Raw genomic sequence first — 17933 nt, 5'->3', positions numbered from 1 at the left:
GAAACGGCTTGTGACGAATATGCTCAATGGATTCGTGAAGCATTTCGAAAGGATGACGTATGTTTCTTTCCCGCTGGCTACCGGGCCTTGCCAACCTGCTGCATTACCGCCGTGAGTGGCTGCATGCCGACGTGCAGGCCGGGCTTTCGGTCGCAGCGATCCAGATCCCCATCGCCATCGCCTACGCGCAAATCGTCGGCCTGCCACCACAATACGGCCTGTACGCCTGCGTTCTGCCCATGATGGTCTATGCCCTGATCGGCAGCTCGCGCCAACTGATGGTCGGCCCCGACGCCGCCACCTGCGCGATGATCGCCGGTGCTGTGGCACCGCTGGCCATGGGCGACCCGCAACGCATCGTCGAACTGTCGGTGATCGTCACCGTGCTGGTTGGCGTAATGCTGATTGCCGCCGGCCTGGCCCGTGCCGGCTTCATTGCCAGCTTCTTCTCGCGGCCAATCCTGATCGGCTACCTCAACGGCATCGGCCTGAGCCTGATCGCCGGGCAGCTGTCCAAGGTGGTGGGCTTCAAGATCGAAGGCGACGGTTTCATCCTCAGCCTGATCAACTTCTTCCAGCGCCTGGGCGAGATTCACTGGGTGACGTTGCTCATCGGCCTGGCCGCCCTGGGCCTGCTGATCTGGCTGCCGCGGCGCTACCCGCGCCTGCCTGCAGCCCTCACGGTCGTGGCGCTGTTCATGCTGCTGGCCGGGCTGTTCGGCCTTGACCGCTTCGGCGTTGCCGTCCTCGGCCCGGTACCTGCCGGCATCCCGCAGCTGGCCTGGCCGCACAGCAACCTGGAGGAAATGAAAAGCCTGTTGCGCGACGCCCTGGGTATCGCCACCGTCAGCTTCTGCAGTGCCATGCTGACTGCGCGCAGCTTTGCCGCCCGGCATGGCTATGCGATAAACGCCAACCACGAATTTGTCGCCCTGGGCGTCAGCAACCTGGCGGCCGGGGTTTCCCAGGGCTTTGCCATCAGTGGCGCCGACTCGCGTACGGCGGTCAATGACATGGTCGGTGGCAAAAGCCAGCTGGTGGGCATCATCGCGGCCCTGGTCATCGCGCTGATCCTGCTGTTCTTCACCGCGCCCATGGCGTGGATCCCGCAGGCTGCACTGGGCGCCGTGCTGCTGATGGCCGGTTGGGGGCTGATCGACATCAAGTCGCTGGGTAGCATCCGGCGTCTCAGCCGCTTCGAGTTCTGGCTGTGCCTGCTGACCACGGCGGGCGTGTTGGGCCTGGGCGTGCTGCCCGGTATCGTGTTTGCCGTGACCCTGGCGATCCTGCGCCTGCTGTACAGCATCTACCAGCCCACCGATGCCGTGTTGGGCTGGCTGCCGGGTACCGAAGGCCAGGTCGACATCCGCAAATTCAAGGACGCGCGCACCGTACCCGGCCTGGTGGTGTACCGCTTCGACGACGCGATCCTGTTCTTCAACGCCGACTACTTCAAGATGCGTCTGCTCGAAGCCGTGCAGAGCCAGCACCAGCCCAAGGCCGTGCTGTTCGATGCCGAAGCGGTCACCAACATCGACGTCAGCGGCATCGCTGCCCTGCGTGAAGTACGCGACACTCTGGCAGCGCAAGGCATCTTCTTTGCCATCGCACGCGCCCGGGGTACGTTCCTGCGCATGCTGGTGCGCTCGGGGATGGCGCGGGAAATGGAAGACAAGCTGCTGTTTGGTTCGGTGCGGGCCGGGATCCGGGCGTACCGGATGTGGCGTAACCGGAACCGCAGTGTGCCGGTGGCCGACGAGGGCTGAGGCGCGCTCTGGCTACCCGCTCAGCTTCTGTAGCGAAAAGGACTACCTGGTACACAGAAAGGGATGATCGGCTAGTTGCGACCAGATTCGCTAGCCTCGCTATCCCGCCTGAAGTAAAGCCAGGCAGTCCATTTTTCCTGTCAACCGGCAGCTACGCCATTGGCGTACCAATCTGCTATGCTTTTCACCGAAACAGGCTTGTTTACCAAGCGAGTCAAAGCACTCCTCAAATCACAAATAGCCATGCTTTATATCTACAGCAAAAATGATCAGCCCGACCTGTCCAGTGAACAACGCAAGGCACTGCGGTCGATCATCGAACACTGGAGGTCTGCATGAACCGCTTTTTTGACGAACTGATGGAAAGCGTTCAACAGATGGACGACATCGTCCAAGGTAAACGCGCACCCTCTCGGCAATTCGAGATCGATGCACTGCAGGTCCGTAACATCCGTAAAGCGACAGGGCTCACGCAGGCACGCTTTGCCGAGATAATCGATGTTCAAGTAGCAACATTGAGAAATTGGGAACAAGGACGGCGAGAACCCACCGGCCCTGCCAAGGCATTACTGCGTGCAATACGTAATGACCCTGATCATGTACTGAAGGCCCTTGCTCACTGATAAAGGCCGGTAGAGTTTGATAGCCCAAAGATTTCCTGCGAACGGGCCAGTCCAGGTAACACAAGGCTGTTGGCAGGACACCAACCCTCCCTCACGCTGCATGACATGCTAAAGTCGCCCCCGTTCTCCGCTCCACCCAACGGACCCCAGCATGCCCGCACTTGACGCCACCCTCACTCCCTGGCCAGAACTCGCTGCCCGCCACCCCTGCGACGCCCTGCTGCTGGGCAACGGTGCCAGCCGCGCAGTGTGGAAGCCGTTCGGCTACTTCTCGCTGTTCGAGGAAGCGCAACGCGCCGGCCGCAAGAAAGGCCTGGCGGTCAGTGACCAGGCGCTGTTCAAATCCTTGGCCACGGAGCTGTTCGAACCCGTGCTCAGCACCCTGAACACCACCGTGCGCGCCAACGCCGCATTGGCCATCAACTCCACCGCGCCGCTGAACCGCTACTACTCGATCAAGGAAGCGTTGATTCACGCCGTGCGCACGGTGCACCTGCCGTGGTCGCTGATGCCGGCCACCACGCTGGCGGCCTTCAACCAGGCCTTGCGTGGCTACCGCAGCGTCTACACCAGCAACTACGACCTGCTGCTGCCCTGGGCTGTACAACACGCTCCGCAGGGCTTTGCCGAGCTGTTCGACGAGCAAGGCTTTTTCGATGTGCGCCGCACCCGCAGCGAAGGCACCCGCGTGCTGCACCTGCATGGCGGCCTGCACCTGCTCAAGCTGCCCGACGGCACCACCCGCCAACGCAGCGCCGACAACGCCGAGCTGCTCGATGGCTTTGCGGTAAACATCCCTGGCGAGGTGCCGCTGTTCGTCAACGAAGACCGCAGCGACGAAAAACTGCGCGCCATTCGCAACTCGGACTACCTGGGCTGGTGCCTGGGGCAGTTGGCACAGGAGAGCCAGGGGCTATGCCTGTTCGGGCAGCATCTGGACAGCAGTGACCAGCACCTGCTCGAAGCTATCCGACAGGCGCGGCCACAGCATCTGTCGGTTGCCATAAGGCCATTGAGCGAGGCTTCGGTGATCAACCAGAAGCAACACTATATTGATCGGTTCGGGGATCTGGCGGGGACGAAGGTGCATTTCTTTGATGCTAGTACGCATCCGTTGGGGCTTGCAGATTTGGCGATCGAGCTACCAGCCGCTCGACGCTAGCACGCTCCCAGCAGGAGCGCACCCGCAGGCTTGCTGGGGGTTGCCGTCACAGCAACCCATCCGCCCGCAGCAACGTCTCCAGGCAATGCTCCTGTACCCCATAGAAGGCCTTGAGCTGGCCAATCTTCTCCAGCAACGCCCCGTTACCCCCCGCCTTCTGCCGCTTCACCGCAAGAATCATCTTGTTCTTGTTGGTGTGCTCCAGCGAGATGAACTCGAACACCTTGGTTTCGTAACCGCAGGCTTCCAGATACAGCGCGCGCAGGCTGTCGGTCAGCATTTCGGCCTGCTGGCCCAGGTGCAGGCCGTACTGCAGCATGGGTTGCAGCAACCCCGGGCTGTGCAGTTGCGGGCGGATCTGTTTGTGGCAGCACGGCGAGCACATGATGATCGCGGCGTTGCAGCGGATGCCGGTATGGATGGCGTAGTCGGTGGCGATGTCACAGGCGTGCAAGGCAATCATCACCTCGATGGCCTCCGGCACCACGCTGCGCACGTCACCGCACTGGAACTCCAGGCCCGGGTGCTCCAGGCGTGCGGCAGCGGTGTTGCACAGGTCGACCATGTCCTGGCGCAACTCTACGCCAGTGACCTGTGCAACGCGGCCCAGGCTGTTGCGCAGGTAATCGTGCATGGCGAAGGTCAGGTAGCCCTTGCCCGAGCCAAAGTCGGCCACACGAAGTGCCTGTTCTGCCGGCACCGGGGCGCTGGCCAGGGCGTGGTCGAAGACCTCGATGAACTTGTTGATCTGCTTCCACTTGCGCGACATCGACGGAATCAACGCGCCTTGTGCATCGGTTACGCCCAGGTCGCGCAAAAACGGGCGCGACAACTCCAGGTAACGCTTCTTCTCGCGGTCATGGCCGCTGCCGGCAGTCACCTCACGCGGTGCCTGCGCCCCGTGACGCTGCAGCATCGGCTTGCCCTTCTTGCTGAAGGTCAGCTGCACTTCGCCGTCAGCATCGAACAGGTGGGCGTTGCGGAAGCTGTCTGGCAGCAGCTCGGCGACCAGCGCCTGGGCCTGGTCCAGCGGCAGGTTGCGGGTGATGTCGCGGGTCTGGTGGCGGTAGACCAGCGACAGGCACGGCTGGCCCTTGACCTGCAGCGGCTTGGCAATGATCCGTTGCAAGGTCTGGTCGGCACCGACATGGCGCGCCAGCACCAGTTTGACCAGGGTATCGCCGTGCAGGGCGGCGTTCAGCAGGTCGAGAAACTGAGCGCGCGCATCCGGCGCGGAGGGGGCGGAAGTACTGGCGGACATGGAGAAACGGTGCCTCGAATAGCGGGAAGCGCATTCTACACCCTGTGGGAGCGGGTTTACCCGCGAATGCGTCGGTGGCCTCTAGGCAGCATTCGCGGGTGAACCCGCTCCCACAGGGAAGGCGTCAAGCCAGGCGGATCCGAATCAATCGAGAATTACCAGCCGGTTGGGCAACTCGTTGCGGGCATGGGTTGGCGGCACGTGCTGGCTAAGCAGCTCGCCACACGCCTCGATGCATTCGACAAAGCCCTGCAACGTCCGGCCCTGGCGCACCTGCTCGGCAAAGCGCGCTCCGATCGCTGCCCGGGCTTCGGCATCCAGGCAGTGTTCGATACCCCGATCGACCAGGATTTCCACATGCCGCTCCGCCTCGCTGACGAAAATCAGCACACCCGTGGCGCCTGCGGTGCGCTGCAGGTTCTGCTCGCGAAACTGCTGGCGGGCCAGCCGTGAAGCACGCCAGCGACGCAGGGCACGGGGGATCAGCCAGCTGGCCAGACGCGGGTTGCGCAGCAGCAGGCACAAGCCGACGAACAGCAGCACGTTGGCCACCAGCAAGCCTCGCACGCCGGGCCAGCCCAGCAGCCAGTGCAACAGGCCCGGCACCGCCAACGCCAGCACGGCGGCCCACAACAGCGGCCAATAGGCGTAATCGTCGGCACGGCGGGCCAGCACCGTCACCAGTTCGGCATCGGTGCGCCGTTCGGCACGCGCAATGGCTTCGGCAATCTGCCGTTGATGGTACTCGTCGAAGGGGGTCATGCCGTCGGTCTCTTGAGCGTTCTTATAGTTGTTGTCCCGGCACTCGGGGCTTCATCCGCAGGCGACATATTCAGGCATAATCCGCTGCTGGAAAGTAAGCCTGCGAATCGTACAACAATAGCCGCCTGAAAACTTCGGCCGCGCGCGTATCACCCTGGATACGGCAGAGGCCCCACAACGGAATTGATGATGAAACTGTCTTTGCTGGGCCTGGCCATGGGCCTTGCCAGTCAGGCGGCCCTTGCCGCCCCCTATGCCCCGCCCCTGCAGGACAAGCAGGCGTTCATCGAGCACCTGATCAGCCAGATGACCGAAGCCGAGAAAATCGGCCAGCTGCGCCTGATCAGCATCGGCCCGGAAATGCCCCACGAAAAGATCCGCGAAGAAATTGCCGCCGGCCGCATCGGTGGCACCTTCAACTCGCGCACCGCGCCCGAAAACCGCCCGATGCAGGACGCGGCCATGCGCAGCCGCCTGAAGATCCCCATGTTCTTCGCCTACGACACCATTCACGGCGAACGCACCATCTTCCCGATCGGCCTGGGCATGGCCGCCACCTGGGACATGGACGCCGTCGCCAAGGTGGGCCGCACTGCAGCCATCGAAGCCTCCGCCGACGCCCTGGACATGACCTTCGCACCCATGGTCGATATCGCCCGCGACCCGCGCTGGGGCCGTACCAGCGAAGGCTTCGGCGAGGACACCTACCTGACCTCGAAAATCGGCCAGGTGATGGTGCGTTCGTTCCAGGGCAGCAGCCCGGCCAACCCCGACAGCATCATGGCCATCGTCAAGCACTTCGCCCTGTACGGTGCAGTGGAAGGCGGGCGCGACTACAACACGGTCGATATGAGCCTGCCGAAAATGTACAACGACTACCTGCCGCCCTACCGCGCCGCGCTCGACGCCGGTGCTGGCGGGGTGATGGTGGCACTGAACTCGATCAACGGTGTGCCGGCCACCTCCAACACCTGGTTGATGAACGACCTGCTGCGCAAGGAGTGGGGCTTCAAAGGCGTGACCATCAGTGACCACGGCGCCATCCAGGAGCTGATCCGTCATGGCGTCGCCCGCGACGGCCGTGAAGCGGCCAAGCTGGCGATCAAGGCCGGCATCGACATGAGCATGAACGACACCCTGTACGGCGAAGAGCTGCCAGGCCTGCTGAAGTCCGGCGAAGTGACCCAGCGCGAACTGGACCAGGCGGTACGCGAAGTGCTTGGCGCCAAGTACGACATGGGCCTTTTCAAGGACCCGTACGTGCGCATCGGCAAAGCCGAAACCGACCTGAAGGACTATTACGGCAACGACCGCCTGCACCGCGAAGCTGCGCGTGACGTGGCACGCCGCAGCCTGGTGCTGCTGGAAAACCGCAACCAGACCCTGCCGCTGAAAAAGGCTGGCACCATTGCCTTGGTCGGCCCACTGGCCGATGCCCCGATTGACATGATGGGCAGTTGGGCCGCCGACGGTAAACCGGTGCACTCGGTGACCGTGCGCGAAGGCCTGCGCCGCGCCGTGGAAGGCAAGGCCAAGCTGGTCTACGCCAAAGGCTCCAACGTCACGGGCGACAAGGCCATCCTCGATTACCTGAACTTCCTCAACTTCGATGCCCCGGAAATCGTCGACGACCCGCGCCCGCCTGCGGTGCTGATCGATGAAGCGCTCAAGGCGGCCAGGCAAGCCGATGTGGTGGTGGCAGTGGTCGGCGAGTCCCGCGGCATGTCCCACGAGTCGTCGAGCCGTACCACCCTGGAAATCCCGGCCAGCCAGCGCGAACTGATCAAAGCCCTGAAGGCCACAGGCAAGCCGCTGGTACTGGTGCTGATGAACGGCCGGCCGCTGTCGATCAGCTGGGAGCGCGAGCAGGCCGACGCCATCCTCGAAACCTGGTTCGCCGGCACCGAAGGCGGTAATGCCATCGCCGACGTGCTGTTTGGTGACTACAATCCGTCCGGCAAGCTGGCCATCACCTTCCCGCGCTCGGTCGGGCAGATCCCGATGTACTACAACCACACCCGCATCGGCCGGCCCTTCACCCCTGGCAAGCCGGGCAACTACACCTCGCAGTACTTTGAAGAACCCAACGGCCCGCTGTACCCGTTTGGCTATGGCCTGAGCTACAGCAGCTTCGAGCTGTCGGGCCTGAAGCTTTCGAACAAGGACCTCAAGCGCGGCGACACACTGGAGGCCAAGGTGACGGTGACGAACACCGGCAAGGTGGCAGGCGAGACCGTGGTGCAGCTGTACCTGCAGGATGTGTCGGCGTCGATGAGCCGCCCGGTCAAGGAACTCAAGAACTTCCAGAAGCTGATGCTCAAGCCGGGCGAGTCGCGCACCTTGGCCTTCCGCGTCAGCGAGGAAGACCTGAAGTTCTACAATGGCCAGCTGCAGCGGGTTGCCGAGCCAGGTGAATTCAATATCCAGGTCGGGCTGGATTCCCAGGCGGTGCAGCAGCAGAGCTTCGAACTGCTGTAACTGAAAGGTCGCCTGTACCGGCCCTTTCGCGGGCTTGCCCGCTCCCACAGAAACTGCACAGGTCCATCGGGCTGTGAGTATCCTGTGGGAGCGGGCAAGCCCGCGAAGCGGCCGGGCCCGATATCACAATCATCCGGATCCGCCCCGATGCCCTTTTCCTTTCGCGCCCTGCGTCTGGGGCTGATCACCCTGCTGATCGTGCTGGGCACCGCCCTCAGTGCCGGTTGGGCCATGCACCAGGCCAAGCGCCAGGCCATGGAAGACGACGCCCAGCGTGCCAGCCAGCAGTTGGGCCTGTACGCCAATACCCTGCATACCCTGATCGACCGCTACCGCGCCCTGCCCGCCGTGCTGGCGCTGGACCCGGAGCTGATCGCCGCCCTGCGCGACCCGGTCAGCGAACAGGTGCAGGACGCCCTGAACCGTAAGCTTGAACGCATCAACGGCGCCGCAAACTCCTCCACCCTCGAACTGCTCGACCGCACCGGCCTGGCCATCGCCGCCAGCAACTGGCGGCTGCCCAGCAGTTACGTCGGTTCCAACTACGGCTTCAGGCCCTACTTCAAGCAAACCCGCAGCCAGGGCAGTGGCCGCTTCTACGCCGTGGGCGTGACCAGTGGCGTGCCGGGGTACTTCCTCGCCAGCGCGGTGAACGACGAGCATGGTCGCTTCCTCGGTGCCATGGTGGTGAAGCTGGAGTTCCCGGAACTGGAACGTGAGTGGCGCCAAGGCAGTGACATCCTGCTGGTGAGCGACGCCCGCGGTATCACCTTTATCGCCAACCAGGACGGCTGGCGCTACCGCGAGCTGCAGCCGCTCAGTGGCGCCGACCGTGCCGAGCTGGCCGAAACCCGCCAGTACGACAAGCAACCCCTGGTGCCGTTGCAGCATCAAGTGCTGACGCGCTTTGCCGCCAACAGCACCCTGAGCCGCGTGCAAGGCCCCGAGGGCAGCGCTGAGTACTTGTGGGAAAGCCTGCCACTGGAAGGCGAAAACTGGACTTTGCACCTGCTGCGCAAACCGCAGGTCACTGCCGACGGCCGCAATGCCGCCTTGGGCGCCGCCGCCGTTTGGCTGAGCCTGGTGTTTGCCGCCCTGTTCGTCAGCCAGCGCCTGCGCCTGGCCCGTCTGCGCCAGCGCAGCCGCGAAGAGCTCAAGCGCCAGGTCGAGGAGCGCACCCGCGAACTGCGCACGGCTCAAGAGGGCCTGGTGCAATCAGCCAAACTGGCGGCGCTGGGGCAGATGTCGGCCGCCATGGCCCACGAAATCAACCAGCCGCTGACCACCCAACGCATGCAACTGGAAACCCTGCGCCTGCTGCTCGACCATGGCCGCCATGACGAGGCGCGCCAGGCCCTGGAGCCACTGGAGCAGATGCTGACGCGCATGGCCGCGCTCACCAGCCACCTGAAAACCTTTGCCCGCAACAGCCCGGTGGGCCTGCGCGAGCGCCTTGACCTGGCCACCGTTGTCGACCAGGCCCTGCACCTGCTGGAAACCCGCATTCGCAGCGAAGAAGTAGAGGTTGCCCTGTACCTGGCGCGCCCGGCCTGGGTACGCGGCGATGCCATTCGCCTGGAGCAAGTGCTGATCAACCTGTTGCGCAATGCCCTCGACGCCATGGCCGACAAGCGCTACAAACGCCTGGAGGTGCGCATCGAACCCGAGGGCGAGCGGTGGCGCCTGAGTGTGCTGGATTCGGGGGGCGGCATTGCCGAGGCCGACCTGGCCAAGGTCTTCGACCCGTTCTTCACCACCAAGCCGGTGGGCGAAGGCCTGGGCCTGGGCCTGGCCATTTCCTACGGTATCGTCCACGAGGCCGGTGGCCAGCTGCAGGCCGAAAACCTGCCAGGTGGTGCACGCCTGAGCCTTACCCTGCCCCGTGACCTGGAGCCTGTATGTTGAATTCAGTGATCGTCGTCGATGATGAAGCCAGTATCCGCACTGCGGTCGAGCAATGGCTGAGCCTGTCCGGCTTCAGCGTGCAACTGTTCGCACGCGCCGAAGAGTGCCTGGCCCACCTGCCGCGGCACTTTCCCGGTGTCATCATCAGCGATGTGCGCATGCCGGGCATGGATGGCTTGCAATTGCTCGAACGCCTGCAGGCGGACGACCCCGACTTGCCCGTCATCTTGCTGACGGGCCACGGCGACGTGCCGATGGCCGTGGAAGCCATGCGCAGCGGTGCCTACGACTTCCTCGAAAAGCCCTTCACCCCGCAGCACCTGCTGGGCAGCCTGCGCCGGGCCCTGGAAAAGCGCCAGCTGGTGCTGGAAAACCGCCGGCTGCACGAACAGGCAGACCTCAAGTCACGCCTGGAAGGCACGCTGCTGGGCATGTCACAGGGCCTGCAACAGCTGCGCCGACAAGTACTGGAGCTGGCCAGCCTGCCCGTCAATGTGCTGATCCGTGGCGAAACCGGCAGTGGCAAGGAGCGCGTGGCCCGCTGCCTGCACGATTTTGGCCCTCGCGCCGGTAAACCCTTCGTCGCACTCAACTGCGCGGCCATTCCCGAGTCGCTGTTCGAGGCCGAGCTGTTCGGCCATGAAAGCGGCGCCTTCACCGGCGCCCAGGGCAAGCGCATCGGCAAGCTGGAGTACGCCAACGGTGGCACGGTGTTTCTCGATGAAATCGAGAGCATGCCGCTGGCACAGCAGGCCAAGCTGTTACGCGTGATCCAGGAGCAGAAGCTGGAGCGCCTGGGTGCCAACCAGAGCATCAGCGTCGACCTGCGTGTCATTGCAGCGACCAAGCCCGACCTGCTCGAAGAGGCCCGCGCCGGCCGCTTTCGCGAAGACCTTGCCTATCGCCTGAATGTGGCCGAATTGCGCCTGGCGCCGCTGCGTGAGCGGCGTGAGGACATTCCTCTGCTGTTTGAGCACTTTGCCCGCGCCGCAGGCGAAAAGCTGGGCCGTGCCGCCCCGCTGCTGTCAGGTGTACAACTGGCACAGCTGCTGTCCCATGACTGGCCGGGCAACGTACGGGAGCTGGCCAATGCGGCGGAGCGCCATGCATTGGGGCTGAGTTCGCCAAACATCGAAGTGACACCTGCCGGGCAGTCGCTGGGCGAACAGATGGAAGCGTTCGAGGCGCAATGCCTGCGCGCAGCCTTGCGCCAGCATGGGGGCGAAATCAAGTCGGTGATGGAGGCGTTGCAGCTGCCGCGGCGTACGCTTAACGAAAAGATGCAGCGGCATGGGCTGATGCGCGAGGACTTTGTCGGGCGCGAATGAGCGGATTTCCGCTTACCTGCAATCGTTGATCGGCAAGAATCCGCTTATTTCTGAACGATCTGGGGCTGCTTTGCAGCCCATCGCGACGCAAGGCCGCTCCTACAGGCCAGCTATCACGCGGTTGTGCCCTCAAATGAATCAGGGCGCACCCATTTGGCACACCTTCTGCATTTGCCTTGGCAAGCTGCGCTACGGCGCGCTCCACAAAAACAACGAGAAGGTATCCCTGATGGATAACGCCACCTCCCTGCCCGCTGGGGCGGCCACTGCGCCCGCCGCAGAAAAAACCACCGCCAGCCGCCTGAAGTCGATCTTCAGCGGGTCCATCGGCAACATGGTCGAATGGTACGACTGGTACGTCTACGCCGCATTCTCGCTGTACTTCGCCAAGGCCTTTTTCCCGGCCGGTGACTCCACCGCACAATTGCTCAATACCGCCGCGATCTTCGCCGTGGGCTTCCTCATGCGCCCGATCGGTGGCTGGCTGATGGGCCTGTACGCCGACCGCAAAGGCCGCAAGGCCGCGCTGATGGCCTCGGTACTGCTGATGTGCGCGGGCTCGCTGGTCATCGCCCTGACCCCGGGCTACGAAACCATCGGCGTCGCCGCACCGATCCTGCTGGTCATCGCACGCCTGCTGCAAGGCTTGTCGGTGGGTGGCGAGTACGGCACCTCGGCCACCTACCTCAGCGAAATGGCCAGCAAGGAGCGCCGTGGCTTCTTCTCCAGTTTCCAGTACGTGACCCTGATCTCCGGCCAGCTCATCGCCCTTGCGGTACTGATTGTGCTGCAACAGACCCTGACCACAGAGCAACTGTATGCCTGGGGCTGGCGCGTGCCGTTCGTGATCGGTGCACTGTGCGCCGTGGTGGCCCTGTACCTGCGTCGCGGCATGGAAGAAACCGCCTCGTTCACCAAGAAGGAAAAGGCCAAGGAAAGCCTGATGCGCACCCTGCTGCGCCACCCCAAGGAGCTGATGACCGTGGTCGGCCTGACCATGGGCGGCACCCTGGCCTTCTACACCTACACCACCTACATGCAGAAGTACTTGGTCAACACCGTGGGCATGAGCATCAGCGACTCGACCACCATCTCGGCCGCCACCCTGTTCCTGTTCATGTGCCTGCAGCCGGTGATCGGTGGCTTGTCGGACAAGATCGGCCGACGTCCGATCCTGATCGCCTTCGGTGTGCTCGGCACCCTGTTCACCGTACCGATCCTCAGCACCCTGCACACCATCCAGACCTGGTGGGGCGCATTCTTCCTGATCATGGCGGCGCTGATCATCGTCAGCGGCTACACCTCAATCAATGCCGTGGTCAAGGCAGAGCTGTTCCCAACGGAAATTCGCGCCCTGGGCGTGGGCCTGCCCTACGCCCTGACCGTGTCGATCTTCGGCGGCACCGCCGAGTACGTGGCCTTGTGGTTCAAGAGCGCAGGCATGGAAAGCGGCTTCTACTGGTACGTCACCGCCTGTATTGCCTGCTCGCTGCTGGTTTACGCGACCATGAAGGACACCAAGCAGCACTCGCGGATTACTACCGAGTGAATGTGAAGCTGCTGAAATGAAAAGGGCGCACCGTTCCAGGTGCGCCCTTTTCATTTGTTCGATCAACAATCATCTCGCTGTGAGCCGATTAAACATCCTATTCGGCTCATCCTGTGAGCCGAATAGGATGTTTAATCGGCTCACTCGTGCCTCAAAGCCTGTTCAGGACATCTCCAACACCTGGCGCGGTTCCCGACGCTGGTACCAGGTGGCCATCAGCACGAGCACCAGCAGCACCCCGCCCAGCACGGCCGACGAACCGATTGTGCCGAAGTCCAGGCCGCCCTTTTCATGGGGTTTGGTGAGGAAGTCGCTTTGAAACAAGATACTTCGCTGTTAACACCCCTTTAATTCCCGACCTTCAAGCTGCGATGGCTGACGAAACGACAACGCGAGGGCTTGCGGAAACTGAATGACACCGCTGCCTGACCCACGCGAAGCCTGCCCAAATACATCGATTTATTCGATTTTTAAACGCTATTTTTTGCGCTTTTTAATCAAATTAATCGGCGTAGGATTAAACCCATAGAAACAAACAACTTCTCGAACCCCGGAGCAACGACCATGAAAAACAAACTGATCCTCACCCTGGCCCTCTCGGTTTTCGCAACTGGCGCCTTCGCCGAAGATGGCTTCGACCGTACCAGCGCTCACACCTTTGCCGCGGCTCAAACTCAGTCCGCCAGCTACGCTGAAGACGGCTTTGACCGCACCGGAGGCCAACGTTTCGCTGAAGACGGTTTCGACCGCACTGGCGGCCAGCGTTTTGCTGAAGATGGCTTCGACCGTACCGGTGGCCAACGCTTCGCCGAAGACGGCTTCGACCGCACCAACGCCCACCGCATCAGCTGATACCTGATGCGAGCACCCAGCCCGGCTTCGGCCGGGCTTGATCATTTGCAGGCGAGCACAGGCTTGGCACACTAGGCACCTTGTCCACCAGGAGGTAGGGCCACCAAGCCCAGCACAGATGTATTACTACGAACCTGCCAAAGGCCACGGCCTGCCCCACGACCCGTTCAACGCCATCGTCGGCCCCCGCCCTATCGGCTGGATTTCCTCGCATGACCGCGAAGGCCGCCTGAACCTGGCGCCCTACAGCTTCTTCAACGCCTTCAATTACATCCCGCCGATCATCGGTTTCTGCAGTGTCGGGCGCAAAGACAGCCTGAACAACATCGAGCAGACCGGCGAATTCGTCTGGAACCTGGCCACCCGCCCACTGGCCGAGCAGATGAACCAGAGCTGCGCGCCGGTTGCTGCCGAAGTGAGCGAGTTTGAATTGAGCGGCCTTACCGCCACGCCGTCGAGCATCGTCAGCGTGCCCCGCGTAGGCGAAGCTCCGGTGGCGTTCGAGTGCAAGGTCAGCCAGATCGTCCAGCTCAAGCGGGCCGACCAGGCACTGGTGCCCAGCTGGCTGATCCTCGGTGAGGTGGTGGCGGTGCACATTGCCGAGCACCTGCTGAAAAACGGGATCTACGATACCGCGGCCGCCGAACCGATCCTGCGTGGCGGTGGCCCGGCGGACTATTTCGAGCTGGGCAACCTGTTCAAGATGGGCCGCCCGCCGGCCTGATCACCAGATCAGTTCACCCTCTTCGCTGACGCCTTGCAGGCGCTGCAGCTCGGCCGTGGCCGCTTCGTCGGCGGCCACGGCGCCCTTGAACACCTGCCCGTCGAGGACCTTGTGAAAGCGCGGCGCGCCGCCCATGGCCAGGGCCTTGACCGCAATGGCCGCGTTGTAGCCACCGTCCACCGGCACCATCGCCGATACCGCTTCGAAATGAGTGAATTCCCTACGTGCCATGATGCTATCCGCTTGGTTGAACAAGGGCGTCACTTTACCTCATCCACCCTCAATCGAAGGTATGCAAGTCCAGGCTGCTGACCACCTGCGCCTGCACCAGCTCGCCGAACACTTCAAGGGTCGGCGAAGCAAAGTAGCCACTCATCGCCTGCTGATCCTGCCAGCTGCCACTGAGCAACCACAGGTCGGCATCGGCCTGGGAGCGCTGCACCGTGAAACTCAGGCAACCCGGCGCACGCAGCGAGGGCTCGAGCAGGTCGCGCAGGCGCGCGCCCAGTTCTGCCGAGCGCCCGCTGCTGGCACGGATGAAAGCAAGATGGGTGACCGGTTGTTTTAGGGTCATTGCACAATCTCCTTGAAGCAGGCGGACGGAAAAGCCAGGCTGCCAAGGTTAGGGGCTCACACACGCGGCGCGTTAGGCCATTACTGCTTGCCGCTTGCCTGATCCTGCAGCACGGCAGGATCAGGCAAGCGACGTGCAGCTTTCGACTAGCGCCCGTCTTTGCCCAAACCTATGCTGCGTCGGTCAGTAGAGGAACGCCATCATGACCACCGCCACGTCCATCGACCCGCCCCTGGAATTGCAGCGCCAGGAACTGGCCGAGCTGATCCGCCGCCATGCCGGCGACCCCCATGGCCCGGCATCGGCCATCGATGACTTGTACCTGGTGCGCTACACCGAGAACGTGCGCTCGGTGCCGACCTTGGCCCAACCCGCGCTGTGCATCCTTGCCCAGGGCAGCAAAAGCCTGTTCCTGGGGGACGAGCAGTATGCCTACGACCCCCTGCACTACATGGTGGTCTCGGTGACCTTGCCGCTGAGCGGGGTGAGGCTCGACGCCAGCCCGGAGAACCCAAGCCTGGGCCTGCGCATGGACCTGGACCCGGCCGAGATCAGCCAGCTGATCGCCGAAAGCGGGCCGATGCTGGTACCCAACCGGCCCTCGGGCCGTGGTCTGTATGTGGAAAGGACCGATGCCGCATTGCTCGACGCCTTGCTGCGGCTGCTGCGCCTGCTGGACACCCCACGCGACATCGCCATGCTCGCGCCGCTGTTCCGCCGCGAGATTCTCTATCGCCTGCTGCGTGGGCCGCAGGGTTGCCGGCTATATGAGATTGCCTTGGCCAACAGCCAGACTCACCGGGTTTGCCAGGCCATTACCTGGCTGAACAATAACTACCAGTTGCCCTTGCGCATCGAGGACCTGGCCCGGGAGGTCAACCTCAGCACGTCGACCTTGCACCACCGCTTCAAGGCCGTGACGTCAATGAGCCCGTTGCAGTACCAGAAGCAGCTGCGCCTGCAGGAGGCGCGGCGGTTGATGCTCAACGATGGGCTAGAGGCGGCGGTGGCGGCCTATCGGGTGGGGTATGAAAGCCCGTCGCAATTCAGCCGTGAATACAGCCGGCTGTATGGCGCGCCGCCGATTCGGGATGTGGCCCGGTTGCGGGCTACTGCTGGCTGAGTCCTGTTTTTCCTGTACTGGCCTCTTCGCGGGTAAACCCGCTCCCACAGGATCGCCACAGTATTCGAAAGCTGTGGTGATCCTGTGGGAGCGGGTTCACCCGCGAAGAGGCCCGCACAGGTAATAACCTTGATTCAACCCGCCACGGTTTCCTGCCACTGATTCTGGTCAACCTGAATCAAGGTCGGCCCCTTGCGCTCCACCGCCTGCCCCAGCGCCGCCTGCAGCTGCTTCACGTCGGTCACATGCTCCGCCGCAGCCCCCAACGCCCGCGCCACGCCGAGGAAGTCCGGGGTATGGATATCTACCCCGACCGGCTCGATCGCCCGGTTGACCATGTACTTCTTGATCTCCTCGTACCCTTGGTTATTCCACAGCAGCACGATCAACGGCACCTGCGCCTCCACCGCGCTGGCCAGCTCCGGCAGGGTGAACTGCAAACCACCGTCACCAATCAGGCACACCGCAGGCGCGCGCTGGCCGATATCCTCCGCACTCCCCAGCCAGGCGCCCATGGCCGCAGGCAGCGCGTAACCCAGGGTGCCGTAACCGGTGGAGGCATTGAACCAGCGACGTGGCTGGTGCATGTCCAGGGTCAGGTTGCCGGTGTAAACCGGCTGCGTCGAATCGCCTACCAGCACGGCATTGGGCAGTCGCTCGAGAATCGCGTTCAGCAGACGCGTCTGGCTCAGGGTTGGCTGGTCCCAACCTGCCGCCAGTTCCTGGCGCAGGCAAGCTACGCGAGCCACACCCCAAGTGCTTTCACGCACGGGTAGCGGCTGAGCCTGCAAGGCACCCAGCAATGCTTCGGCAGCCAGTTCGGCATCGGCCACCAGCGCAAGCTCGGGCAAGTAGTTGCGCACGGTCTGGTCCGGGTCGATGTCGATGCGCAGCAGGCTGCCCGGGATCTCGAACCCACCCTTGAAGGTCACGTCATAATCGGTTTCGGCCAATTCGGTACCGATCGCCAGCACCACGTCGGCCTCAGCCACCAGCGCCCGTGTAGCCGGCAGCGACTGGGTCGAACCGATCTGCAGCGGGTGACTGGCCGGCAGCAAACCCTTGGCATTGATGGTCAGCGCCACTGGCGCCTGAAGGTGTTCGGCCAGGCGCGCCAGCGCAGCACCTGCGGCCAACGCGCCACCGCCCGCCAGGATCAAGGGCCGCTTGGCACCTGCCAGGCGCTCGGCCATCTGTGCCACGGCCTGCGGCGCTGCCCCTGCCCGGCTGCCACGCACCGGACGGCCCGGCAGCAGGAAGTCCGCCGGTTCCACCAGCACGTCGAGCGGGATTTCGATATGCACCGGGCGTGGCCGGGCGCTCTCGAACACGGCAAATGCCCGCGCCAGCACCTGCGGCAGGTCTGCAGCACTCATCAAGGTGTGAGAAAACGCGGCCACTCCCGACACCAGCGCCGCCTGGTTGGGCAGCTCGTGCAGCTTGCCGCGGCCACCGCCCAGCTGGTCCCGGGACTGCACGCTGGAAATCACCAGCATCGGGATCGAGTCGGCATACGCCTGGCCCATGGCTGTGGTGATGTTGGTCATGCCAGGGCCGGTAATGATGAAGCACACCCCAGGTTTGCCCCGGGTACGCGCATAGCCATCAGCCATGAACCCGGCACCCTGCTCGTGGCGCGGGGTGATGTGGCGGATGGACGAGCCGGCAAGGCCGCGATACAGCTCCACGGTATGTACACCGGGAATGCCGAAGACATGGTCCACACCATAGCCTTCAAGGAGATTGACCAGTACTTCGCCGCAGGTTGCCATCGCTTTTCACCCTGAATCTTGTTGGATTATGCCCTTATTGGACCCAAGCGACGG

At 63.3% G+C, this 17933-nt stretch carries 15 protein-coding genes and 1 pseudogene; 10 read left to right on the top strand and 6 right to left on the bottom strand.

Going from position 1 to position 17933, the window contains the following annotated elements:
• The first annotated feature begins 59 nt into the window (after nt 1-59).
• From N805_RS27540 to N805_RS27530, 3 genes are all read left to right on the top strand, one after another.
• Nucleotides 60-1766, top strand: coding sequence for a SulP family inorganic anion transporter (locus N805_RS27540; RefSeq protein ID WP_019471777.1), 1707 nt, complete (start codon nt 60-62; stop codon nt 1764-1766).
• Nucleotides 1767-2101: 335 nt separating this feature from the next.
• Entirely contained in the window at nt 2102-2389 is a 288-nt protein-coding gene (gene nadS / locus N805_RS27535) for a NadS family protein (RefSeq protein WP_019471778.1), read from the top strand.
• Between the two features lie 151 nt (nt 2390-2540).
• The gene (locus N805_RS27530) at nt 2541-3551 is read left to right on the top strand and encodes a DUF4917 family protein (protein ID WP_019471779.1); all 1011 of its coding nucleotides are present in this window, start codon (nt 2541-2543) and stop codon (nt 3549-3551) included.
• Between the two features lie 46 nt (nt 3552-3597).
• On the opposite strand, the gene N805_RS27525 is transcribed toward N805_RS27530, so the two are convergent.
• Nucleotides 3598-4812: a class I SAM-dependent methyltransferase gene (locus N805_RS27525; RefSeq protein WP_019471780.1), complete on the bottom strand. Its 1215-nt coding sequence runs from the start codon at nt 4810-4812 to the stop codon at nt 3598-3600.
• Between the two features lie 144 nt (nt 4813-4956).
• Nucleotides 4957-5574, bottom strand: a complete 618-nt coding sequence (locus N805_RS27520) for a TPM domain-containing protein (protein ID WP_019471781.1) — start codon at nt 5572-5574, stop codon at nt 4957-4959.
• Nucleotides 5575-5760: 186 nt separating this feature from the next.
• Here N805_RS27520 and bglX point away from each other — a divergent pair, with 186 nt between their 5' ends.
• From bglX to N805_RS27500, 4 genes are all read left to right on the top strand, one after another.
• Nucleotides 5761-8052, top strand: coding sequence for a beta-glucosidase BglX (gene bglX, locus N805_RS27515; protein ID WP_019471782.1), 2292 nt, complete (start codon nt 5761-5763; stop codon nt 8050-8052).
• 147 nt (nt 8053-8199) lie between these two features.
• Nucleotides 8200-9957: a sensor histidine kinase gene (locus N805_RS27510; protein ID WP_019471783.1), complete on the top strand. Its 1758-nt coding sequence runs from the start codon at nt 8200-8202 to the stop codon at nt 9955-9957.
• Nucleotides 9951-11285 carry a sigma-54-dependent transcriptional regulator gene (locus N805_RS27505; RefSeq protein WP_019471784.1) on the top strand — a complete coding sequence of 445 codons (1335 nt, stop codon included), beginning with the start codon at nt 9951-9953 and terminating at the stop codon, nt 11283-11285. Before N805_RS27510 ends, N805_RS27505 begins: the two co-directional genes overlap by 7 nt.
• A gap of 229 nt (nt 11286-11514) precedes the next feature.
• The gene (locus tag N805_RS27500) at nt 11515-12834 is read left to right on the top strand and encodes an MFS transporter (RefSeq protein ID WP_024717451.1); all 1320 of its coding nucleotides are present in this window, start codon (nt 11515-11517) and stop codon (nt 12832-12834) included.
• A gap of 162 nt (nt 12835-12996) precedes the next feature.
• On the opposite strand, the pseudogene N805_RS30640 reads toward N805_RS27500, so the two are convergent.
• Nucleotides 12997-13146 (bottom strand): annotated as a pseudogene (locus N805_RS30640) (hypothetical protein); the annotation flags it as partial.
• 252 nt (nt 13147-13398) lie between these two features.
• Here N805_RS30640 and N805_RS27495 point away from each other — a divergent pair.
• Together N805_RS27495 and N805_RS27490 are read left to right on the top strand one after the other, a co-directional pair.
• On the top strand, nt 13399-13686 hold the full coding sequence (locus N805_RS27495; RefSeq protein ID WP_019472706.1) for a hypothetical protein: 288 nt from the start codon (nt 13399-13401) through the stop codon (nt 13684-13686).
• Nucleotides 13687-13804: 118 nt separating this feature from the next.
• Nucleotides 13805-14410 (top strand): flavin reductase family protein, encoded by a 606-nt coding sequence (locus tag N805_RS27490; RefSeq protein WP_019472705.1) that lies wholly within the window; start codon nt 13805-13807, stop codon nt 14408-14410.
• Here N805_RS27490 and N805_RS27485 read toward each other — a convergent pair whose 3' ends face one another.
• Both N805_RS27485 and N805_RS27480 read right to left on the bottom strand, forming a co-directional pair.
• Complete coding sequence (locus N805_RS27485; RefSeq protein WP_019472704.1) at nt 14411-14674, bottom strand: hypothetical protein; 264 nt, start codon at nt 14672-14674, stop codon at nt 14411-14413.
• Nucleotides 14675-14690: 16 nt separating this feature from the next.
• Nucleotides 14691-14984: a putative quinol monooxygenase gene (locus tag N805_RS27480; RefSeq protein ID WP_003251976.1), complete on the bottom strand. Its 294-nt coding sequence runs from the start codon at nt 14982-14984 to the stop codon at nt 14691-14693.
• Nucleotides 14985-15186: 202 nt separating this feature from the next.
• On the opposite strand from N805_RS27480, the gene N805_RS27475 reads away from it, so the two are divergent.
• The gene (locus tag N805_RS27475; RefSeq protein ID WP_019472703.1) at nt 15187-16107 is read left to right on the top strand and encodes an AraC family transcriptional regulator; all 921 of its coding nucleotides are present in this window, start codon (nt 15187-15189) and stop codon (nt 16105-16107) included.
• 134 nt (nt 16108-16241) lie between these two features.
• On the opposite strand, the gene N805_RS27470 is transcribed toward N805_RS27475, so the two are convergent.
• Complete coding sequence (locus N805_RS27470) at nt 16242-17879, bottom strand: 5-guanidino-2-oxopentanoate decarboxylase (protein WP_019472702.1); 1638 nt, start codon at nt 17877-17879, stop codon at nt 16242-16244.
• Nucleotides 17880-17933: the final 54 nt, after the last annotated feature.

This window comes from Pseudomonas putida S13.1.2 (genome assembly GCF_000498395.2).
In the GTDB taxonomy this organism is placed as follows: domain Bacteria; phylum Pseudomonadota; class Gammaproteobacteria; order Pseudomonadales; family Pseudomonadaceae; genus Aquipseudomonas; species Aquipseudomonas putida_Q.
Note: the sequence above shows the minus strand (reverse complement) of the source record. Positions and strands in the feature narration are given on the sequence as shown.